A 19,570-nucleotide genomic window follows, 5' to 3' on the forward strand; every position below is an offset into this window, starting at 1 on the left:
TCCCGTTATACATCAAGTAGGATGTCCAGCATATATCCGTTCGTATCGTGCGAAATCGAGAGGCCTGAATAGGAGATGCCCTTGACCTCGGTGCCCCCCGCATGTCGTGACGGGTCGAATGGTTCGCCATCAAGCACAGCATGCAGCTCTTCCCTGCAGATGGTGATATCGGCACGGGAAAAAACCAGGCCGTCAACCTCGGAGATGAACAGGACCTCCGACAGGAAATCCACAAGGAGGGATTCATTGTTGTCGGCATGCAGGGTGAATTCGCGCCGGGTCCCCCCTCTCCGGTCTTTCCCGTACATCACCTGCATCAGTGCCTCGAATGCATCAGAGAAAAGGGCATTGAGAGTGGGTGCCGATACCTGTATTTTCACATCAGCTGTGTGTGACAGTTCCGTAAAACCCATCAGCGGTCGTACCCGTAAGAATCATCGTCAAAGAACGGAATCATCTCCATCTGGATCGAATTGAGGAATCGCGCCTGGTGGATGGAGACATAAATGGTGTGGCCTCCGGCTTTTACGAGAAGATCCGTTTTCTTTGGGGGCTTGATCCGTACTGGTAACAACACGGGGCCACCGCAGGAAGTGCAGATCCGGAAGTCAGAGTCGCGTTTATCCATGAATTCGATGACTTCTGGATCGATGGTGATATCATGCAAATCAGCCCGGCCATGAGAATACATTATGCTCTTAGCATAGGAATGGCCGGGTAAAAACGGTTATGGATCGGAAAAGGCCTGTTTCAGGCAGTGCTGACAATCCTTGTTACGATGTCGACATACTTTTCCTTGAGCTCGTAGCTGTTCACTCCATCGGAATTCCGCGTTGCACGCAGGATCCCGATGCGGGAAGCGATGATCCCAACCATCGATGCAATCGCATGAAAGGTGACGGTGAACTGTTTCTGGAGAATGGCCACCAGTTCAGCGATGGTGATCGCTTTTGACTTTACAAAGAGCCGGAGGACTTCGCGCCGGATCCCGGTCCTGTCGCGGGACAGGTATGACCGGAGCCGGCCCTCAACGACTCTCTTGATCTCGGAAGGAGATCTCATACATCTAGTGTCAATGGTCGTTCTATATATAATTTTTGATTTTGCGCGATTTTAAAACCCCTTTAGCAAATTCCGCCAATTAAAAAAGAAACAAAAATTTTCTGCGCAATCATGAAATTGCCCCTACGCGCGAACCCGGTTACGTCGGTGGAATAGATCGCTTTCACCGGAACGACCTGATAACTATTTAATCGTGCATCAACAGATGAGTAAGACATGGGATTGATCAACTATAACATCGAGAAATATTCTCCCAAACAGTTGGTAGTTATCCCGCTTGTACTCCTGGTCCTTTCCCTTCTCTTCATCGGCTTCAACATGATGTCGACGGGAATGCCGGTCACACCCGGTCTTGATTTTTCAGGAGGCACTGCGGTTACTATCAGGACTACTGATACGCAGGATGATCTGCGTGCTGTCTTTGCAGGGTATCCCCTCACCGAGATCAGCGACATGAACGATGCGAAGTTCCTCAAGTTTGGAACCATGGATGATGCCCAGTCCAAATCGCTTGTCACCCTGGTCGGTCAGAAATACCCGGATGCCAGCATCAGCCAGATCAGCGAAACATTCGGTAAATCACTGCAATACCAGGCGTTCATTGCCCTGATCTTTTCCTTTATCGGCATGGCAATCGTGGTCTTTCTCTCGTTCCGGACCTTTGTTCCCAGTGTTGCCGTTGTGTTATCCGCCTTTGCCGATATCGTCATGACCGCAGCAGCGATGAACCTTGTCGGGATTACTCTGACACTGGGTACAACCGCAGCCCTGCTTATGCTGATTGGTTACTCTGTGGACAGCGATATCCTCCTGACGAACCGTGTACTGAAACGCCAGGGAAAACTGCAGGAGAAACTGGCGGGGGCTTTCCACACAGGAATCGTCATGACCTCAACCACCTTTGCCGCTATCACCGCCCTCTTTATTGTATCCTGGATTGGCTCAATCCAGATTCTCATGGAGATCTCTGCAGTGCTTCTCATCGGGCTTCTCTTTGATGTCATCAATACCTGGCTGACCAATGCGGCCATCCTGAAATGGTACGTCCAGAAGGGAGGTGTACGATGAATTCCGCTGAAATCAAAGCGATCCTGACGGACTGGCGCGTTGCAACGCTGATTATCCTTGTCATTCTCTCGCTCGTTGCAATCGGACCGCACATTGACGAGAAGGGCAACCTTGCAACAAACCTCCAGTACGGCCTTGACCTCCAGCAGGGAGCATGGATCCAGCTTGAGCTTCGTGCGGAGGTAGTCGGGTTTACAACCGATGAACCGGTTCAGGAATTCGTCACCAAACTCTCAAACAGCCTTGATGCGGATGTCGAACTGATCGACGCAAACCATATCGAGATACGGAAATATTACACCCAGGCAGAACTGGAGCAGAAGTTTGCCGAAGCAGGTGGGAAGCTTACCAGCTACCAGCAGGGGGTTTCCAAGGATACCGGCAGCCATGTAAAGACGATTCTTGAAACCAAGATCAATAGTCTGGGAACCAAAGACGCAAAGGTCAACACCCTGGCTGGTTTAAATAATGTCGTCCGGTATATCCGCGTTGAACTTGCCGGTGTCGACATGGCGGAAGCACAGGAGATTGTCGGCAAGCAGGGGAAGTTCGAGATCCGGATCCAGACCACCGGTAACCAGACGGAACATGTGCTCTTCGGTGATGTGATCACGAGCGTCCAGAGACCCCAGAAAGATCTCCAGACAAATTCCTGGGGTGTTGAATTCACCTTAAGTGAAGCAGGTGCCCAGGCGTTCCAGGACGCTGCAATCAGGTACGGTGCAACCGAGGATCCGGATAACCACTACCTTGCAATGATCCTTGATAACAAGACCGTGTACTCGGCGCCACTGAGTTCGGATCTTGCATTATCGCTGAAGACAACTTCGACACGGCGGATGGTTGCATCTACCGGTACCGGCAATGCCGGATCCGACCAGGCAACGAGCCTGGAGATCCACCTGCGTGCCGGGGCCCTCCCGGTTGATGTTGCCGTTGCAGGTTCGGGAAGCACATCCGCGCCCCTTGGCGAACGCTATAAAATGATGTGTATCCTTGCCGGTCTCTGTGCACTTATTGCTGTAGGTTGTGCAGTGTATTACCGGTACCGCGAGCCCAGCATAGTCCTCCCGATGGTGCTCATCAATGCCTCAGAAGTCGTCATCCTGCTTGGTTTCATTGCAGCCATCAAGTTCCAGATGGACCTTCCCACAATAGCTGGTCTGATCGCGGTCCTGGGAACGGGTATTGACCAGCTGGTTATCATCACGGATGAGATCCTTCATGAGGGGAAGGTGCCTTCACCGAACCTTTATCTCAAACGGCTTGCCCGGGCACTTGGTATCATTGTTGCCGCAGCGGCGACTGTGGTTATCGCAATGATCCCGCTGGCCCTGATGGATCTCTCAACCCTGAAAGGTTTTGCCATCATCACCATCCTTGGTGTGCTGGTCGGTGTCATCATCACCCGGCCTGCTTATGGCAGGATCATCATGCAGATCCTCTCCAAGTAACAATACCATAGGTTTATCTTTTTTTTCATCGACAACTCTACCGGGTATATCTGAATGAGCAAACCGGTGTTGTTTGATTTCTTTGCCACGTGGTGCGGGCCCTGCAAGATGCAGACACCCATCATCGAGGATCTGGCAAAAAAGATGGGAGATGCAGTCGAGATCCGGAAGATTGATGTGGATCAGCACATGGACCTTGCGGAAAAATACGGGATCCGGGTCGTTCCCACCCTTATCATCGAAAAAGACGGCAAGGTCGTCCAGTCGATGGAGGGAGTAACGGATCTTCCCACCCTGGAAAACCTCTTGAAACCACTGGTGGGATAACATGAAGATCGGAATTGTTGGCGGAACCGGGGATATTGGCGAAGGTATGGCCATGCGCCTCTCCCCTTACTATGATGTGATTGTCGGATCCCGGGAGCAGGATAAGGCGGAAGCGACCTGCACCATGGGCAGGGAACAGATGACAAAGCGGGGAAAACCCTGCTCAATGAAAGGTGTGACAAACCAGGAGGCAGTGGATGCTGCGGATGTGATAATTCTCGCAATCCCGTTCAAGCATGCCGCATCGACACTTGCAACCCTCCATGGATTCGAGAACAAGATCGTCGTCAGTCCGGTCAATCCGATGGAAAAGACCGATCATTTCATTTTTGTCCCTCCCGCGGAAGGATCAGCAGCACTCATGATCCGCAGGATCCTGCCAAAAGATGCCCGGTTATGCACAGCATTCAACACGATTGCAGCAAACAAGTGGAAGGCGCTGGACGAGGAACTCGAATACTCCGTACCGGTTTGTGGAGATGATGCAGAAGCAAAGAAAATTGTCATGGATATCGTGAACAAGGTATCACGATTGAAGGCATTTGACGCCGGCCCTCTTGCAGTCTCATCTATGGTTGAGTCCCTGACCCCCCTGCTGCTTAACATTGCCCGGTATAACAAGATGCGGGATGTCGGGATTCAGTTCCGATAATCTCTCCATTTCTCATTGCGCTTACCCTTGATGATAGTACGAGATGAGGAGCGGTACCCTGTGCCTGTACGCGAATTCGAGCGGATCGGAAAACGACTCTTTGCCGAGCACCTCGTTGGCGGCAACTTCGGTAACATCAGTGTCCGTAAAGGAGATGAGGGCTTTTATATCAAGCGGACCGGTGATTATCTGGATGAAGTCCATGAACTGGTCTTCGTCCCGTTTGTCGGGGTTGTCCCAAAAAATGCATCCAGCGAGTACCGTGTCCACAGTGATGTATACCGGAACTCTTCCCACCAGGCCATCGTTCATGCTCATCCCCAGGCAGCAATAGCCGCATCACTGGTGAGGGATGCGGTCCTGGCGGAAGACAGTGAAGGAAAGATGTTCTGCCCGAAAATTCCCGTTGTTGAGGGAGCACCGGGCACGCAGGAACTTGCCAATAACGTAGTCTCAGCTCTCAAAACAACAAAACTGGTCATTGTTCGGGGGCATGGGACATTTGCGGCGGGAAAGAATCTTGATGAAGCGTTTCAGTTGACATCGCTTGCCGACCACTCGTGCCGGGTAATCGCGTTAAAACACTTTTTTCAGTAAGAGATAGCGCCCCGATCCCGTTCTTTTTTCGTAGTAAATCTCTGTTGATAGGAGAAAATGCAGAATTAGGAAATGAAAAAATCACTTTGGTGGTTTTGGGGGCTGGAGGAGCTGGATCTCCCGGATAATTTCCCGGTGGAAGACCAGCAGCATGTCGCTGATGACACCAAACATGAAGATCTCAATCCCTACAACGATAAGGAGCACCGTAAGGATTGTGAGCGGGATATGCTCGATATGGCCGGGTTGTAACCATTCCAGCAGAACGTAGAGTCCCGTAAGCAACCCGAGCAGGGTTGTAAACAGCCCCATCATTCCGAAGTAGAACATCGGGTTGTTGACCCGTGCAAGCCGGTATATGGTGCTGACGATCTTCATGCCATCATGGAACGGGGAGAGTTTGGTTGCAGTGCCGGGGCGACGGGAATATTTTACCGGGACAACCATGATCCGGTGGCCGTTTCTCACGGCTTCCACCGAGATCTCGGTCTCGATCTCAAAGCCCTTCTCCTTTAAGTGCATCTGGTGGATGGCAAGTTTCGTGAACGCCCGGTATCCCGATAAGATATCGTGCAGGTCGCGGCTGTGGGCGATCTTGAAGAGCATATTGAGCATATGGTTGCCAAAGAGGTTCATCCGGGAAAAAGCACCTTCTTCGGCATTGATGAGGCGGTCGCCGATAACCTGGTCGAACCCGAGGAACAGGGGTGTAAGCATCTTTTCCGCATCTCTGGCAGAGTAGGTGCCGTCGCCATCAAGCATGAGAATATAGGGCTGTTCGATGACCTCAAATGCCTCGATGATTGCATTTCCTTTTCCTTTCCCGGATTGCGTCCGGACATTTGCACCAGCCTCACGGGCAACCTTCACCGTGTTGTCCGTGCTCCTGCCATCCATGACAAGGATGTGGTTATAGCCAAGTGCCTTGAATTCCCTGACCACCCCGCCAATGGTCGGCCCCTCATTCAGGGTAGGAATTAAAATGCAGACCTCCTCTTTGTTGAATTTCATTGGTATAGTATTTTTAATCCGGTGTCATAAGTGCTTCTATGCATCTGCCCAAGAAAGGGCTGAGAGCGCTGGGAATTGCAGAAAGTTATACCGGAAGGACCTGTTCGACACTTGCCGGGGTTGTGATGAGAAAGGACCTCCGCATTGACGGGTTCTGTTTTGGGAATGCAACGGTCGGGGGGATGGATGCAACCGAAACGATCATTGGGATGGTCAATGATCTCCGGAGAAAAGACCTGAATGTCATTCTCCTGTCCGGCTGTGTCATTGCCTGGTTCAATGTCATCGATCCCGGTCGGATTGCAGAAGTTTCCGGTGTCCCGGTTATTTGCGTTACCTATGAAGAATCAGAGGGACTTGCAGAAGATATACGACACCATTTTCCTCATGATGAAATACGGCTTTTGGCATATCAAAATCTGGGGGCCCGTATTCCTGTTCGATTGCACACGGGCCAGACTATCTATCTCCGTAGCTGGGGGATCACACCGGATAATGCAGGACGTCTCTGTAATGATTATACGCACGAGGGGGGGATCCCGGAACCCCTGCGGGTGGCCCGCCTCTGCGCCCGTTCGTGCTCGTTTTGCGTCCCGTAAAAACCATGACGCGAGGAAAAATTTGCCCCGAGAGGTGACTTCAAATAAACGAAAGAAAAATGATTGGTATAAATATACGATTCTCGAATGGAGTTGTTCCCCATGGTTGTGGAAGAAAAGCTTGCACGCTGGGTCTGTCTTGAGTGTCACTATATCTATGATCCGGTAAAAGGCGACCCGAAGAATGGAATCCCGGCAGGAACTCCCTGGGAAAAGGTCCCTGATACATGGCGATGTCCTGAATGCAAAATACTGAAAGCAAAGAAGGGTGTCTTCAGGCGCCTAGACGACTGAGATACTTTTCCATCATTTTTTCCTCTCGTGTTTTTTCTTTGTCCGGGTATGTATCGCTTGAAATAATCTTGTTGGTCTCTTTGTCATAGACCTCGAACCGAATCGTGTCCCCGGGACGGAATGTCCCCTGGGAGTAATCGATAAAAATCGTTGCTTCCGGGACCCAGGAAGAATCATCGGTCCCCATCCCCCCGATTCTCTGGATTCCCAACGGTTTGTTATCGATGTAATACTGGAAATTGATATAGGGTATTTTACAGGGAAGACGCTCGCCGTTCCGGTAGGTAATGGCAGAGAGTTTCCGGTTGTCATATGCTATGGTTCCGGAGTTTTTCACAATCAGTTTGTTCTCATATTTCCAGCTCCCGGTGTTAGTATATTTCATCGTCACGATCTCAAAAATTACCGGTATCTCCTCGGCAGAATACGCCGGAAGTTTCGGTATCATGAGCAAAACAAGTGCGGCAAGGATAACCGTTAGTGCAATGAGGAAAATGCACCCGTGGATTGCAGATGATGCATGTTCTCGCTCGGGCATCACATTGTATTATTAAAATAATTATTAATATTTTTTATGAATTAATTCCAATAAAATTTTTACAATAGACTCTCACACTCTCTTCACCATTCTGGGGATCGGTGCAGCAACAGGTTCTCTTCCTACCTTAGAGATATCCGTGCTCCACAAGTCAATTATCATGAGTCCTGGTATTTTACGAAATCAACCACAAACCTGAGTGAATACGTACACGATTACCCGGTATCAGAATCGATCTCCGGAAAAAAATCAACCACCCCCTTCCCGCCTGCTCACCATTTTTCAGGCAGGATCCGGTTGATCGCTACACCGCTTCACGCCGGTAAATGAACAATTTTGTCGGATAATTATCCGATAATCGCTTCATCAACTGACACCTCACGATCGCGATGGAAAAAATATCAGCAGGGTCTCCCCCAAAAAAATTCGGGAAAAGACTTTGGTGATCGGGATCCCGGCCCATGACCTGCTGATAATAAATATCCCGTGAACCAATTTCTGGTAAAAGCCCCCGTGTTGTTTCCCGGAATTCCCGTGCCGCTCATGTCACCCCAAAATCCTCATTCCAATTCGAAAGAAGACTGCCGGAAGTATTACTCCAAAGGCCTTGCGCTTGGGCGCAGCGGGCAGCATAAAGAGGCGCTGGAGGCGTTCACTCGTGCTCTTGAAGCCGATCCATCGTTTGCTCCCGCATGGGTGGGTCGTGGTTTTGCCCTGGGCAAACAGGGACGCTACGAAGAAGAGATCGAATGCTGCGAGAAGGCGATCGCGCTGGATCCCCATAATGTCGATGCATGGAACAACCGTGGATTCGCCTGCGGGATGCTGGCACGGTTTGAGGAGAAAATACACTGCTGCGAACAAACGCTTGCACTCGATCCGGAAAATGCAACGGCATGGAACAACAAGGGTGTTGCATTGGGCATGCTTGGCCGGCATGAGGGAGAGGTTAGTTGTTGTGATCGCGCACTTGCCGTGCGGCCCCGGTACCTGTCCGCATGGGTGAACAAGGGATTTGCGCTCGGAAAGCTGAAGCGCTACGAAGAGGAGATTGCATGTTATGATCGCGCCCTGAAGATCTATCCGTTCTTTCTCTCAGCTCTCGTCAACAAGGGGGTGGCGCACATCCACCTGAAAGAATACCGGGATGCGATTGAGACCCTTGACCGTGCTCTTTCGATTGATCCGGCACACGCAAAAGCACTGTACCGGAAAGGGCTCACACTCTCGCTCATGGGTCGGCATTCTGAAGCGATACCGGTTCTGGAAAAAGCGCTCGAGATCGATCCTGCCATTGCCGATGCCTGGGTTGTCTTGAGCAACTCCTGTTTTCTCACCGGCCGGCTCGAAGAATCGGCCCGCGCCTTTGATATGGCGTATTACATTGATGTAAAGGATGTCCGTACGGGTCTGGTTAAAGGAATGTCGCTCCTGAAAAACGGGAAGGTCGACGATGCTCTTCACGCTTTCTCTGAAGTTCTGGGCATTCTCCTGCGATAGGATACTCCGCATTTTTATGCCCGCTCCACGAACCGGAATACATGGATGTTGAGGAGTATGCCCGCAGGGGTCTTGCCGAAGGCAGGAACGAGAGCGCCCTCAAAGAAAGCCTTGCCGATCATATTGTCCGGATAAAAGGGTGCAGCCCCTCGTATGCATCTGCCTTTGCGCATGCAGTCATAGAGGAAGCAAAAAATTCCGGGGGGCTCAAGGGCGATTTCTTCGAGTTCGAACCGGCAGGTGTCTGCATGGGTGAGTTTGGCGTGGGTTCCCGGGGCAAAGGGGACTTTTTTGCGCACCGCCAGATCGCCCGCATCATCGGCAAGACATCAGCCTCGGTAGGAGTTGACGAGATGGATGATGCCGGTGTTGTGAAGGCCGGCGGCCAGTACATTGTCTGTACCGTTGATGGAATGCACTCACGGCTCTCCGATTTCCCCTTCCTTGCAGGATTTCATGTTACCCGGGCAACGCTCCGGGATGCCTATGTGATGGGTGCAAAGCCCGTCATGCTCTTTTCCGATATCCATGTTGCCGATGATGGCGACGTGGCCAAGATCTTTGACTATACGGCAGGGATTACAACGGTCGGGGAAGCGATGGATGTTCCGCTTGTTTCCGGATCCACCCTGCGGATCGGTGGCGATATGGTGCTCGGCACCCGGCTCACCGGCTGTGTCGGCGCGGTGGGAGTTGCAGAGCACCTCACAGCGAGGAAGTCCACCCGGCCAGGGGATGTTCTCCTTATGACAGAGGGCGCTGGCGGTGGCACAATCGCGACTGCTGCGATCTACTCCGGGTTCCCCGAGGTTGTCGAGCAGACCATAAACCTGAATTTCCTCTTTGCGTGCGAGACGCTGATGAAGAATCCTGTCTTCTCCCGCATTCACGCGATGACCGATGTTACCAATGGAGGACTTCGCGGGGATGCATTCGAGATGGCCGAGACTGCCGGCTGCCGGATTATCATTGACGAGACCGGGATTGGAAGCCTTGTCCAGCCCCAGGTAAAAGAGATGCTCGAAGCACTCCAGATAGATTATCTCGGCGTTTCGCTGGACTCCCTGCTGGTGGTTGCCCCGGAGGATGCGGCAGCGGAAATTATCCGGGCAGTCGGATCCGCGGGAGTAACCATGAAACAGATAGGTCATGTCGAGGCCGGGAAATCTGAAGCTGTGCTCCGCAGAGATGGCAGGGACCATGATTTCTCGCCACGGTTCCGCGAGTCCGCATACACACCGGTAAAAAAGGTCGCGGACACGGAAGTTCGTGATTTCGAAGAGATGAAAAATGAGGTTGTCCGGGCATCGGAAGCGGCGATCCGGAAGAAGGAACGCGTGCTTGCAAAACTGAAAGGAACGGCTCTGTAGAAAATTTGTATGGGATAGCGTTAGATAGGGATGGAGCCACGGGCGCTCGGGGTCTTCCGACCCTCCGCCCCGTGGAACAAAGCAGTACACGGCTTTCAATAAAATTGAAGCCTGGGGGTCAAGGGGGCTTGCCCCCTTGGGCTGCCTCGAAGAACCTTTTGGGTTCTTCTCCTTCCTCATGGTCCTGATGGACCATTCGGACTCCCCCTCTGGGGGAGAGAGGGGGTCACACTCGTAATTCCACTGAGTGCGTTGTGAGAAGGAGATCTCCAGAGCCAAAGGAACAAGATAAATCCAAACAGCGAAACTGCGACAGGAATTTTCTCTGAAACGATTCTCACTCATCTATCGTTCAGTAGAAAAGATCCTTCCAGATAATTGCCATCCTTGCGCCTCTGACTGGTTTAAAAACCAGGAGGATGAGATGAACGCGGATGCGTTTTTCGAACGTCGGCTTCTGTCTCTTTTCTCATGGTCGAGGTTCTGATGAACTTCTCCAAGTTCGAATCCCTGAGTCGAAGAACGTTTCAGGGTCTTCACGCATCTCAACCCTTCGGGATTCGATGACTTGAAGAACGTTTCAGATTCTTCTCGTGTCTTGGTCTGAAGATCCTCAACAGAACGTAATTTTCAAAACATTCCATCAGAAAAAACCAGAGACGCCCGAGACAGATTCCCGGGTTCCAGGTATTAGTGGCAGAAATCCCCCGGCCCCCGGATCCGGCGATCCGGCCACCAGAACCCCCTTCTAGAGCCCGATCGCAGGTGACTTTCGCGATCTGTTAGGGTTCTATTAGCGCAATTTGGGCCTGCTATCGTAAAACCACCAAAATCGGAGGCGAAAATGAGCGTTTCCGCAAGTTTATGTCAGGTTATCCGGTCGAATAAGTCAACTTCGCGACACCCATAAAAAAACGGTCAAAACAAAGGGGTTCAAAATGGCCCCTGATCACAAAAATAAGCCTAATTTAAAAAAGGACTTTCAATGGTTGTGGGACGGATTTCTCCAGAGCCTCATCTGCGTTTTTTTGCAGAGACGAATATGTTGAAGGCCAGCTGGGGTACGCGTTTCTCGACGAATGGTTCGAGTTTCGAAGCCAGGGAGAAGAGCGGATCGATCATGTCGATATGGGCAAAGGAGCACCATTTCACGGAAATGTCATCGAAACCCGCTTCGGAAAAAAGACGTGTCATCTCTTCTTCGTTGTAGTATCGTTCGCCAAAATTTTTCATCACCACGTGCTGGAATTTTACTTTCTCGCTGAAATGATAGAGCGCCGGTATCCCCCTGGTGATGAGTTTTTTACCCAGCGTGCAGACTGCGATACTTCCCCCGGGCCGGAGTACACGATAGGCCTCAGCAAGCATGGTCTCGGGTGATTTCACATAACTGAAGACGAGAAGGCTTGAGATGGCATCAAATGACTGGTCCTGGAACGGGAGGGCCTCGCCGTTTCCGGCAACGAATGTACAACCGGGACACCGCTCGCGCGCTTTACTGAGCATCTTCCCGCTGATGTCGAGACCTGTCGCTGTTCCCCCGTTCCGCAGGTATTTTTCCACAAAGAGTGCAGTGCCGCAGCCGATATCGAGCAGGTCTCCATTTTGTGGCAGGGCTTTGATAAGGTGATCGCTTAAGTGGTTATGATACGGCCGGCCCCGGGTAAGGTGATCGTAATGGTCGTCATACGTGCCTGCAACGGAATCATAGTGCTCCTGGATCTTCTGCTGCTTTACCCGGGTCATAGGAGGATCTCCCGCATCCGGGTGGTGAGCGCACCGACCTGGATGAATTCATTGTTGGAGTTCCGCATCCGGAACTCAGCATCGGCAAGGGTGACAGCTAATCGCGGGTCATTGTACTCGCGTTTTATGACCGTACGGATCTCGGAAAGGACTTCGCTTCCCGAGAGGCCGTAATCAATCAACAGGGATTCGAGCCGTCTCATTGCACCCCTGGTATCACCTTCTTTGAGTGTCGTTACCGCAGAACCCGCTATTGTCGCAGTCTCCGATTGCGCAACTTCAAGGATCTTCTGGCATTTCCCGGTTGCCAGTGCGACCTGGAGCAGCAGGACAGCCTTGCGCAAATCGCCTCCGGAAGCCTGGACGATGAGGTCCAGATCATCCTCAGAGCAGGGTGAGATCTGCGAAGACTCCGTTCCCATAATCCGTTTCAGGTACGGGAGCATGCTATCCTGATCGATCGGGGAAAAAAAGAGCGGAAGGCAGCGGGAGGCAATAGCAGGGATGATTGCGCTCGCATTGGTTGTGGTAAAGATAAACCGGCAGGTACTGCTGGTCTGCTCCATGATCCGGCGGAGCGCCTGCTGGGCATCGCGGGTCAGGGTATGGGCATCCTCAAAGACAAGGATCTTAAACTCTGCATCGAGAGGCCTGAGAGATGCATACCACTTGATGATGTACTTGAAATTGGCAATCAGCGAGAGGTTCTTCTGGTAAATATGGGCATACCGCTCATCCTGTTCGAGCAGTGCTTTTCCCTGGTGGAAGATATCGGAAGTCTGGAAGATGGTGGTATTCTGCTCCCAGTTCTCGCCATACAGTGCCCTGGCAAAACATTCGACCGCAGCACTCTTCCCGGTGCCGTGCGGCCCGGTGAGAATTAAGTGTGGGGAGGTCTTCGTGGTGGCAAACGAGACAAGGTGGTGGATAACGGCATCCTGTCCCACGATCTCCGCAAATGCTGACGGCCGGTATTTCTCAATCCAGAGCATGGGATAACCTCGCAGTTATCTCACGTATTGCTTCCGACAAAAGATAATGGTTGTCAAGCGTTGAAAGAAGACGGCTTTTCTCTTCAGCGGAAAGATCCCGGCAGGCCCGGGCGATGGCAGGAAGGGCCCGGGTCACCTCATCAACAACCGTCAGCGTTGCCTTCCGTGCTGTCCGGGAGAGCGGGTTGAGGTCGATTGCGATCACCTTCTTTCCCATACCCACCAGTGCTTCGCAGCGGTCCCCGTCCTCGAGCGGGATAAGGACGACATCTGCTGTATACATGCCCTCCCTCCGGCACCACGCACGGTCATGGGAGAGGGGGAGGAGTTGTTCGGCAGGTCCAAAGAAGACCTCTGCACCTGCATCGCGGAGGATCTTCTCGATCTGTGCCACCCGCGCCTCGGTACGGTGGAAGAGGTTGACCTCGACAATTGCACCGCAGGCCTTCTGCAGTTCTGCGATTTCCTGTGCTGCCAGAGCCGCTGTGTTCCCGTTCACCGAGATGACCGGGCGCGTGGCTGCAAGCAGCATTGCCGCTGCGGTTTGTTCTGCAAGCAGGGCGCTCTCGGTTGTCCGCTCGCCAATCAGGTAGTCAAAGGCCTCCCCGCGTCCATGGGCAGTGAGTCCTTCCATGGCAACAACGCCCTCCTTTGCACACCGGGCAAGGCGCTCCCGGGTAACAAGCGACCGGTAGCGGGGGTGGTCGGGTGGGATCATGCTGATTCTCCGATAATGCGTGCCCCTGAATGGGCAACGCGGCATTCGAAGACTTCTCCGAACTGTTCGAGAATGCAGCGTGCACCCGGGCCGTACGCAAACACACCATTCCCGAGCATGGTCATGCTTGCCGGGATGTTCCGGGTACTGCAGAGATGGATCACCTGCCGGACTTCCGGTGTTGCAAGGCCGCTTTGTACGGCAAACTGCTGCGAGAGAGAAAAAAGGTCTCTGCCAAACCGGGGCGTTCTCTTCGGGAATGCAGCGGCCACACGCTCCATCTGCCGGGGTGAACCAAGGACCGATGGCGTATGGATCGGTCCGAAGCTGATCGCAAAAAGCGGGCCGGTAAGATCGTACCTCCGGTGGATTCGCGCATCGATCCCCGGGCCGTCACGGACAACCCAGCCCCCGCCCTGGCATGCAGCAACATCGCCAAGCCCGGTGCGGAACCGGACCTCTGCCTCATGGGCGTTCAGGGCAATATCGTGTTCCGAAAGGTTAAGACAAAAGAGCCGGTTCAGCGCTGTCAGGGTTGAGAGCAGGGCTGCGGCCGAGAGGCCGAAACCGGCCCCGATAGGGAGGCTGCATTCCGTGACAACCGATGCAGTGACACCCAGCCGGTCCATGATAAACTGGAGTATGGGCGAGCCTGCGATCTGCTCACGGGTCTTTCCCTGTGCATCCCGGCGGATGATGCGGATCTCCGTACGTGGGGATCGTGTCACCCTTGCCGTGACTCCGCTGTCGATAACGATCCCCGCCCCGGTGCTGCCCGTGGCAGCAGGAGTCGCGCCATTGATACGCCTGAAATAGCCGGAGATATGACCCGGGCAGAATGCAGTAACCGCGGATGGATTCATGGCTGGGCCTTTTGTACTACGTGTTTGCGTTGCGGGGCTAAAAGGGATTGCGGGGATGCGGGAGACGTTGCCGGGAATGATACGCATGCAACGTGCGGGAACGGACCTGTTCCTGGAAAATTATGAATACGACCAAAGCCGGTGCAATGGCAGTTGTGAGAAATCTGTCAGAGAATGACCGGGAAGATGGACGAATCACGGGGTAGTTACCGGATTTCCGAAAGGATCTGCTCCCATACTTCCGCGGCTATTTCATCTTTCGTTCCGGAAATCCTGCGCGATCCTTTATGCGAAAGCAGCTGGTAATCCCCGGTTGCGCTCCCCATTGTTTCCGGCTGGTTCATCAGGACAAGTGAGACGCCTTTTTTCAGTAATGCTTTCGCCGGGGCGAGAGGATTCCTTTCGATCTTGAAGGCTACCGTGAACGGTGCGTAACCCTCAAGGACCGTGTCCAGGAGCTTCGGCAGGGGGTTAAGAGCAATTTTCGCAGGTTTCCCGCTCCGGATTTTTCCCTCTGCCGGCACCGGGGCAAAGTCGGAGATTGCCGCAGCACTGATGTAAATATCGGTGCCTCCCCATGCAGTCAGTTCGCTCATGACCGCATCCCGCATCTCATCCGCTGTGGAGGCATGGATGTTCGTTATGCAGGGCACGGTATCCCCATGGACAATGGTGACCTCCGCCCCCAGCCGGAATGCCTGGAGGGCAAGGGATTTCCCCATCATCCCGCTCGACCGGGTGGTCAGGATTCTCACGTCATCGACCGGTTCGCGGCAGGGGCCGCTGGTAATGAGAACGCGCTTTCCGGCAAGCGGTTTTTCCGATACCGCCCGCTCAGATGCGAGGACAATCTCATCAATATCCGCAATCTTCGCTTTCCCCTCCTCGATGCGGGGAGGAAGAACGCAGATCCCCCAGTTTTCCAGCCGTTCGATATTGTCCGTGAGGCCCGGGTGGCGGAACATGCTGTGGTGCATGGCCGGGACAACCAGCACCGGCATGCCGCTGCCGATAGCGGTTGTGGCAAATGTCGTGACGGGGGTGTCATCGATTCCGCAGGCGATCTTGCTGATGGTATTGGCGGTACACGGCGCGATGAGCAGGAGCGCGGCACTCCCCCCGTCACCACAGTACGTTACGTGCTCGACAAGGCCGGTGATCCGGGTGATGACCGGCCTTCCGCTTGCGTAGGCAAGGGCATCAGGCGTTACGATGCCGGCAGCGGCATTGCTCATCACGACCTGGACTTCTGCCCCTTTTCTCCGCAGTGCATGTACAAGCCTGACGCACTCGACGGCAGCGATGCTGCCGGTCACACCAAGGACAACCTGTTTTCCGGAAAGGATCTGAACGGGTGTCATGAGAGGGTCACATCCTGCACCACATGCCAGGCATGCGGGCGGTACTTCTTCACTTTATGTACCCGGATGGTAGATGAAAAACCTGCGCCTTCAGCGGCCGACCGGATCTGTCCTTCAACCTGCCCGATGCTGTGGATGTGCAGGACCGATCCTGCCTCAGCATGGGCGAGAGCCTCCGGCAGCATGGTCACGGCATCAAAATGCCCCATGACGATCCGGTTATAGGTGCCGGAAAGAAGGGTACGGGAGTCGCCGAGCCCGGTGGTAACCCGGTCTGCAAGCCGGTTAACGGCAACATTCCGTTCAAGATACCTGAATGCCACAGGGTTGATCTCCATTGCATGCACCTCTGCCCCGGCACCGGCCATGGGGATGGTGAAATACCCGATCCCGGCAAACATGTCCGCGACTCTCTCATGTCCGCTGCCACTGCGGATCAGCCGGGCAATGCGCATCTTCTCGTTCCGGTTGCCCATGGAGAACATGACCTCCTGCGGGTCCATGATGAACAGGTAGCCGTTCTCTTTATGGCGGACTTCTCCCGCAGTTCCCCAGAGAAGTTCAGTCTTCGGGGTGCGGGTAACATCTTCAAGCGCTTCGATCCAGACAATGCCCCGCGGGCGACGGAACGCGATGATCTCTTCAACCTCAACAGCCGAAGGGCGGTCTCCGTGAACTACAGCCACATCTCCAGCCATGTAATATCCCCGGCCGGCATAACGCGAACGTTCCGGGATATCTGCATCAAATTCCTCTCCCTGCCGCACGGGTACCCAGGCATTATCGCCATCCACGAACGGGCTGCGTGACGGATCGGCCCATCCTGCATCCCTGACGAGGGGAAGATCCTCCCGTTTGATTCTCCGGGCCTGCATCGTCTACCTGACTATGATGAGACTGTCGCCATCGCGGATAATACTGACGTGGTCGCCGGCCCGGACTTCGGCCTGCTTCGGCCGGGCAACTTCGACGGACCGGCTGGAGACCGGATCGATGATGCCGACCATGGATCTGTCGACAAATGCGACGAGCGCCTCCATGGTGTTCCGCGAGTTCCCGACAATCCGCTCAATGTCCTCATCGCGGATCGACTTCGCTGTGCCATCGGAAAGGTCTCTTGCCCGCACATGATGCGCTTCGACACGCTCGACTTCATAATACCGTTTCCCGGTAAAGACGATGTCGTGCTTCTGGAACCGGGGAAGGCGGACGGAGTAGGTGATCCGGTACAGCTGCCTGCCATTCTTCTCACCCACGAGTTTCGGGTGCGTTGTATAGCGCCCGCCAAGCTGGGCAACGATAGCCTGGGCGATCAGGAGACCGATATGCTGGGAGCCGATGATGATATCGAGACCATCCGGGATCTCGTTCATGTCCGAGACAAAAGAGAGGCGCTCCCCGCCAGCCTGGAGGTTGTCCTCGACCTGCTGTGCGATGGAGGCCGACATCTGGACTTCGAATGTGCTGGGAGACCGCCCCTCGGCCCGGACCTGGACAACCCCTTCATAGTAACTGCCGCTGATCCGGTTGCACCGGTCGCACTGTTCCTTCTCCCAGAGAATTTCGACCGTGCAGGTACCCTCAACCGGTGATTTGTAGAGTGTCCCGCGTACAACCAGCGAGGCACGGGAACGGTTCACGGTCAGGTTGTCCACTGCCACAACATCGATGGATGGTTTTTTTACGTCTGCATGGAAGTGCACCGCTGAACGGGCAAGATCTGGTGCAAGTTCATCTCTCTCCCGGTTGTTATCGATCCACGTGTTCACCTGTTTCCTGGCTCCGCAACTGGGACACTGGACGTTCTTGACCCGGTTATCGCAGGTAAACCATGGTGTGTTTCCTATCCGGCATTCCCGGCAGAGTCCTGCGGTATCGGAGGGTTTCCCGCACTTGGGACAGAAATTGTCACGGATGCTCATAGCTGGTAGATCTGGGCGTGCGGGACCTTCCCGATCATAACGCAGCCGGCGCGGGTACAGAGTCCCATTTCTATAGCCATGCTGACAACACGCTCCCCCATGAGGTTTGCATTCCCTGCGTTCTTCAGCACAGCCCGGACTTCCGCTTCTGTTGCAGGCGTATTTCCATAGAAGGCTTCGCTGATGGTGACTGTCATCGTATCGTGGCTTATGGTTGTATTGAGGAGCTCGCGGTCGCAGACCGCTACAACATCCCCCATCTCCGGGGAATGGTGGATCTTCAGAAACATTGATCACTCATTGGCGGGCAGGGATAAAAAAGATGGGTTGGTATCACGATAGCGAGATGGTCACGCCATAGACATCCTGGATGGTCTCGGTGTGGATCCGGAAGCAGTCCTCTTCCGTCATCGTTCCCGCTGCAAGAAGCTGTCTGGTATACCTCGGGACGGACTTTGGCCCGATCACAGCGCCCGGCCGCTCATGGGAGTCCATGTAATCGCTCTCCATGGTGAAAGGACGGCCGGATTTAATGAGATCAGGAATCCCTTCATGTTTTGCGATGAGTGACGGATGGAGCGGGGTATCGGGTGAGGCATAGTGTTTCACGACCCGCTTCACCGGTACGCCGGCCCTCCTGGCCAGATCAGCGATGTCGCTGCAGGGACCCGTCTCGGCATGGACCTGCAGGGCGCACCCGCAGTCCGCTGCACAGGCAAGAGCGTGTGCAAGCACAGCGTTTGATGCAGCGAGAATCTCCGGGCTCACGTCATAGTGCGGTCTCCCGCTCTTCAGGGCCACCGCCCGTCCTTCCTGGACATACCGGGCAGCGCAATCGATCCCACCCTGCATGGTCGCAACCGCGTCAGCAATGGGCATCCGTTCCATAAGCCGGGTGATCTCGGCAGGATGGACGCCCAGGACAGGGAAGACGACAACGCCCGTTGTGGCGACAAGTTCTGCAACACGGAGGGTCTCGTCAAAGACCCGGGCATAATCGGCTCCGGTTGAGGGATGGATGCCCAGTGTCCAGGAGGGGAGGGATACGAGAAACAGGTGGGTGCCACCGGCCCGGAAAAAGTCCTTTGCCGCCTCGACTCCTCTTCCGTTGACCGGATCGATGTGGATGTGGTCGTCCGTGATCGGGAACTCAGGAGATTTCATGGCAGTCCACGATTTTCATCAGCGGGTACCCGTTCTCGGGTGAAAGCCGGGCCCGGCAGTACGTGAAGCCGACACGGGTGATGATCTCGACATCGAACATCATGCCGGAGAGTTCGCTGTACCCGAACCGGTTCTCGTTCATGAGCGAACGGTCGAGCCGGACCGTGATCTCTTCGACAAAAGGCTGGAGGATCACTGCCTGCTCGATCGCCTTCTCAACACTTGCCGCCGAGATGCGGGAGATAGGAGTTCCTACCCACTGGTGATACAGCGCCCCGAGTTTGATCCCCGCTTCAAATACTGCCTGTTCCCTGTCGTTTGTCAAAAAACAC

Annotated in this window: 24 protein-coding genes; 9 read left to right on the forward strand and 15 right to left on the reverse strand. The window is 54.0% G+C overall.

Annotation, left to right across the window (positions count from 1 at the left end; translation table 11 throughout):
- Positions 1–5: 5 nt before the first annotated feature.
- Genes METFOR_RS06580 through METFOR_RS06590 form a run of 3 tightly spaced genes read right to left on the reverse strand, consistent with a single transcriptional unit; the run spans position 6 to position 1,062 of the window.
- Positions 6–413, reverse strand: a complete 408-nt coding sequence (locus tag METFOR_RS06580) for an archease (RefSeq protein ID WP_015285330.1) — start codon at positions 411–413, stop codon at positions 6–8.
- A complete protein-coding gene (locus METFOR_RS06585) occupies positions 413–691 on the reverse strand; it encodes a hypothetical protein (RefSeq protein WP_015285331.1) in 279 nt (92 codons plus the stop codon). Before METFOR_RS06585 ends, METFOR_RS06580 begins: the two co-directional genes overlap by 1 nt.
- Positions 692–750: 59 nt before the next feature.
- Positions 751–1,062, reverse strand: coding sequence for a DUF2551 domain-containing protein (locus METFOR_RS06590; protein WP_015285332.1), 312 nt, complete (start codon positions 1,060–1,062; stop codon positions 751–753).
- A gap of 216 nt (positions 1,063–1,278) precedes the next feature.
- Between METFOR_RS06590 and METFOR_RS06595 the strand changes: the two genes are divergently transcribed.
- From METFOR_RS06595 to METFOR_RS06615, 5 genes are read left to right on the forward strand one after another with little or no spacing between them, the layout of a single operon-like run.
- Complete coding sequence (locus tag METFOR_RS06595; RefSeq protein WP_015285333.1) at positions 1,279–2,130, forward strand: protein translocase subunit SecF; 852 nt, start codon at positions 1,279–1,281, stop codon at positions 2,128–2,130.
- Positions 2,127–3,584 carry a preprotein translocase subunit SecD gene (locus METFOR_RS06600; protein ID WP_015285334.1) on the forward strand — a complete coding sequence of 486 codons (1,458 nt, stop codon included), beginning with the start codon at positions 2,127–2,129 and terminating at the stop codon, positions 3,582–3,584. The genes METFOR_RS06595 and METFOR_RS06600 overlap by 4 nt, the downstream gene beginning before the upstream one ends.
- A 54-nt stretch (positions 3,585–3,638) precedes the next feature.
- Entirely contained in the window at positions 3,639–3,911 is a 273-nt protein-coding gene (gene trxA, locus METFOR_RS06605; protein ID WP_015285335.1) for a thioredoxin, read from the forward strand.
- A gap of 1 nt (position 3,912) precedes the next feature.
- Positions 3,913–4,563 carry an NADPH-dependent F420 reductase gene (gene npdG / locus METFOR_RS06610; protein WP_015285336.1) on the forward strand — a complete coding sequence of 217 codons (651 nt, stop codon included), beginning with the start codon at positions 3,913–3,915 and terminating at the stop codon, positions 4,561–4,563.
- A 60-nt stretch (positions 4,564–4,623) separates the two neighbouring features.
- Positions 4,624–5,160, forward strand: a complete 537-nt coding sequence (locus tag METFOR_RS06615) for an aldolase (RefSeq protein WP_015285337.1) — start codon at positions 4,624–4,626, stop codon at positions 5,158–5,160.
- Positions 5,161–5,241: 81 nt separating this feature from the next.
- On the opposite strand, the gene aglJ is transcribed toward METFOR_RS06615, so the two are convergent.
- Positions 5,242–6,171 carry an S-layer glycoprotein N-glycosyltransferase AglJ gene (gene aglJ, locus METFOR_RS06620; protein ID WP_015285338.1) on the reverse strand — a complete coding sequence of 310 codons (930 nt, stop codon included), beginning with the start codon at positions 6,169–6,171 and terminating at the stop codon, positions 5,242–5,244.
- Between the two features lie 38 nt (positions 6,172–6,209).
- On the opposite strand from aglJ, the gene METFOR_RS06625 reads away from it, so the two are divergent.
- On the forward strand, positions 6,210–6,770 hold the full coding sequence (locus METFOR_RS06625) for an endonuclease dU (protein ID WP_015285339.1): 561 nt from the start codon (positions 6,210–6,212) through the stop codon (positions 6,768–6,770).
- A 102-nt stretch (positions 6,771–6,872) separates the two neighbouring features.
- Entirely contained in the window at positions 6,873–7,064 is a 192-nt protein-coding gene (locus METFOR_RS14820; RefSeq protein WP_015285340.1) for a rubredoxin, read from the forward strand.
- Here METFOR_RS14820 and METFOR_RS06630 read toward each other — a convergent pair.
- Positions 7,045–7,602, reverse strand: a complete 558-nt coding sequence (locus METFOR_RS06630) for a hypothetical protein (protein WP_015285341.1) — start codon at positions 7,600–7,602, stop codon at positions 7,045–7,047. The two genes, METFOR_RS14820 and METFOR_RS06630, sit on opposite strands and share 20 nt — an antisense overlap.
- A 543-nt stretch (positions 7,603–8,145) precedes the next feature.
- Between METFOR_RS06630 and METFOR_RS06635 the strand changes: the two genes are divergently transcribed.
- Both METFOR_RS06635 and METFOR_RS06640 read left to right on the forward strand, forming a co-directional pair.
- The gene (locus tag METFOR_RS06635) at positions 8,146–9,102 is read left to right on the forward strand and encodes a tetratricopeptide repeat protein (RefSeq protein ID WP_015285342.1); all 957 of its coding nucleotides are present in this window, start codon (positions 8,146–8,148) and stop codon (positions 9,100–9,102) included.
- A gap of 41 nt (positions 9,103–9,143) precedes the next feature.
- Complete coding sequence (locus tag METFOR_RS06640; RefSeq protein WP_015285343.1) at positions 9,144–10,472, forward strand: AIR synthase-related protein; 1,329 nt, start codon at positions 9,144–9,146, stop codon at positions 10,470–10,472.
- Between the two features lie 1,014 nt (positions 10,473–11,486).
- On the opposite strand, the gene METFOR_RS06645 is transcribed toward METFOR_RS06640, so the two are convergent.
- The 10 genes from METFOR_RS06645 to METFOR_RS06690 all read right to left on the reverse strand — a co-directional run bounded on the left by METFOR_RS06645 (position 11,487) and on the right by METFOR_RS06690 (position 19,563).
- Positions 11,487–12,218, reverse strand: a complete 732-nt coding sequence (locus METFOR_RS06645) for a class I SAM-dependent methyltransferase (RefSeq protein ID WP_015285344.1) — start codon at positions 12,216–12,218, stop codon at positions 11,487–11,489.
- Entirely contained in the window at positions 12,215–13,210 is a 996-nt protein-coding gene (locus METFOR_RS06650; RefSeq protein ID WP_015285345.1) for an AAA family ATPase, read from the reverse strand. Before METFOR_RS06650 ends, METFOR_RS06645 begins: the two co-directional genes overlap by 4 nt.
- A complete protein-coding gene (locus METFOR_RS06655) occupies positions 13,197–13,928 on the reverse strand; it encodes a 4-phosphopantoate--beta-alanine ligase (protein ID WP_015285346.1) in 732 nt (243 codons plus the stop codon). Before METFOR_RS06655 ends, METFOR_RS06650 begins: the two co-directional genes overlap by 14 nt.
- Entirely contained in the window at positions 13,925–14,791 is an 867-nt protein-coding gene (locus tag METFOR_RS06660; protein WP_015285347.1) for a pantoate kinase, read from the reverse strand. Before METFOR_RS06660 ends, METFOR_RS06655 begins: the two co-directional genes overlap by 4 nt.
- Positions 14,792–14,997: 206 nt before the next feature.
- Entirely contained in the window at positions 14,998–16,152 is a 1,155-nt protein-coding gene (coaBC, locus tag METFOR_RS06665) for a bifunctional phosphopantothenoylcysteine decarboxylase/phosphopantothenate--cysteine ligase CoaBC (protein WP_015285348.1), read from the reverse strand.
- On the reverse strand, positions 16,149–17,027 hold the full coding sequence (locus tag METFOR_RS06670; protein WP_015285349.1) for a class I SAM-dependent methyltransferase: 879 nt from the start codon (positions 17,025–17,027) through the stop codon (positions 16,149–16,151). Before METFOR_RS06670 ends, coaBC begins: the two co-directional genes overlap by 4 nt.
- 3 nt (positions 17,028–17,030) lie before the next feature.
- Positions 17,031–18,074, reverse strand: a complete 1,044-nt coding sequence (locus METFOR_RS06675; RefSeq protein WP_015285350.1) for a 60S ribosomal export protein NMD3 — start codon at positions 18,072–18,074, stop codon at positions 17,031–17,033.
- A complete protein-coding gene (locus METFOR_RS06680) occupies positions 18,071–18,364 on the reverse strand; it encodes a DUF424 domain-containing protein (protein ID WP_015285351.1) in 294 nt (97 codons plus the stop codon). Before METFOR_RS06680 ends, METFOR_RS06675 begins: the two co-directional genes overlap by 4 nt.
- A 43-nt stretch (positions 18,365–18,407) precedes the next feature.
- Positions 18,408–19,238 (reverse strand): TatD family hydrolase, encoded by an 831-nt coding sequence (locus METFOR_RS06685; protein WP_015285352.1) that lies wholly within the window; start codon positions 19,236–19,238, stop codon positions 18,408–18,410.
- On the reverse strand, positions 19,225–19,563 hold the full coding sequence (locus tag METFOR_RS06690) for a dihydroneopterin aldolase family protein (RefSeq protein ID WP_148277618.1): 339 nt from the start codon (positions 19,561–19,563) through the stop codon (positions 19,225–19,227). The genes METFOR_RS06685 and METFOR_RS06690 overlap by 14 nt, the downstream gene beginning before the upstream one ends.
- Positions 19,564–19,570: the final 7 nt, after the last annotated feature.

Origin of the sequence: Methanoregula formicica SMSP (assembly GCF_000327485.1) — an archaeon.
Classification (GTDB): Archaea; Halobacteriota; Methanomicrobia; order Methanomicrobiales; family Methanospirillaceae; genus Methanoregula; species Methanoregula formicica.

Bases quoted from the DNA above. Each gene is read 5' to 3' on its own strand.
- METFOR_RS06645 (WP_015285344.1), bottom strand. From the start codon at position 12,218: ATGACCCGGGTAAAGCAGCAGAAGATCCAGGAGCACTATGATTCCGTT.
- METFOR_RS06590 (WP_015285332.1), bottom strand. From the start codon at position 1,062: ATGAGATCTCCTTCCGAGATCAAGAGAGTCGTTGAGGGCCGGCTCCGG.
- METFOR_RS06685 (WP_015285352.1), bottom strand. From the start codon at position 19,238: ATGAAATCTCCTGAGTTCCCGATCACGGACGACCACATCCACATCGAT.
- coaBC (WP_015285348.1), bottom strand. From the start codon at position 16,152: ATGACACCCGTTCAGATCCTTTCCGGAAAACAGGTTGTCCTTGGTGTG.
- METFOR_RS06640 (WP_015285343.1), top strand. From the start codon at position 9,144: ATGGATGTTGAGGAGTATGCCCGCAGGGGTCTTGCCGAAGGCAGGAAC.
- trxA (WP_015285335.1), top strand. From the start codon at position 3,639: ATGAGCAAACCGGTGTTGTTTGATTTCTTTGCCACGTGGTGCGGGCCC.
- METFOR_RS06635 (WP_015285342.1), top strand. From the start codon at position 8,146: ATGTCACCCCAAAATCCTCATTCCAATTCGAAAGAAGACTGCCGGAAG.
- aglJ (WP_015285338.1), bottom strand. From the start codon at position 6,171: ATGAAATTCAACAAAGAGGAGGTCTGCATTTTAATTCCTACCCTGAAT.
- METFOR_RS06660 (WP_015285347.1), bottom strand. From the start codon at position 14,791: ATGAATCCATCCGCGGTTACTGCATTCTGCCCGGGTCATATCTCCGGC.
- METFOR_RS06630 (WP_015285341.1), bottom strand. From the start codon at position 7,602: ATGCCCGAGCGAGAACATGCATCATCTGCAATCCACGGGTGCATTTTC.
- METFOR_RS06670 (WP_015285349.1), bottom strand. From the start codon at position 17,027: ATGCAGGCCCGGAGAATCAAACGGGAGGATCTTCCCCTCGTCAGGGAT.
- METFOR_RS06655 (WP_015285346.1), bottom strand. From the start codon at position 13,928: ATGATCCCACCCGACCACCCCCGCTACCGGTCGCTTGTTACCCGGGAG.
- METFOR_RS06675 (WP_015285350.1), bottom strand. From the start codon at position 18,074: ATGAGCATCCGTGACAATTTCTGTCCCAAGTGCGGGAAACCCTCCGAT.
- METFOR_RS06595 (WP_015285333.1), top strand. From the start codon at position 1,279: ATGGGATTGATCAACTATAACATCGAGAAATATTCTCCCAAACAGTTG.
- npdG (WP_015285336.1), top strand. From the start codon at position 3,913: ATGAAGATCGGAATTGTTGGCGGAACCGGGGATATTGGCGAAGGTATG.
- METFOR_RS06585 (WP_015285331.1), bottom strand. From the start codon at position 691: ATGTATTCTCATGGCCGGGCTGATTTGCATGATATCACCATCGATCCA.
- METFOR_RS06650 (WP_015285345.1), bottom strand. From the start codon at position 13,210: ATGCTCTGGATTGAGAAATACCGGCCGTCAGCATTTGCGGAGATCGTG.
- METFOR_RS06680 (WP_015285351.1), bottom strand. From the start codon at position 18,364: ATGTTTCTGAAGATCCACCATTCCCCGGAGATGGGGGATGTTGTAGCG.
- METFOR_RS14820 (WP_015285340.1), top strand. From the start codon at position 6,873: ATGGTTGTGGAAGAAAAGCTTGCACGCTGGGTCTGTCTTGAGTGTCAC.
- METFOR_RS06580 (WP_015285330.1), bottom strand. From the start codon at position 413: ATGGGTTTTACGGAACTGTCACACACAGCTGATGTGAAAATACAGGTA.
- METFOR_RS06600 (WP_015285334.1), top strand. From the start codon at position 2,127: ATGAATTCCGCTGAAATCAAAGCGATCCTGACGGACTGGCGCGTTGCA.
- METFOR_RS06625 (WP_015285339.1), top strand. From the start codon at position 6,210: ATGCATCTGCCCAAGAAAGGGCTGAGAGCGCTGGGAATTGCAGAAAGT.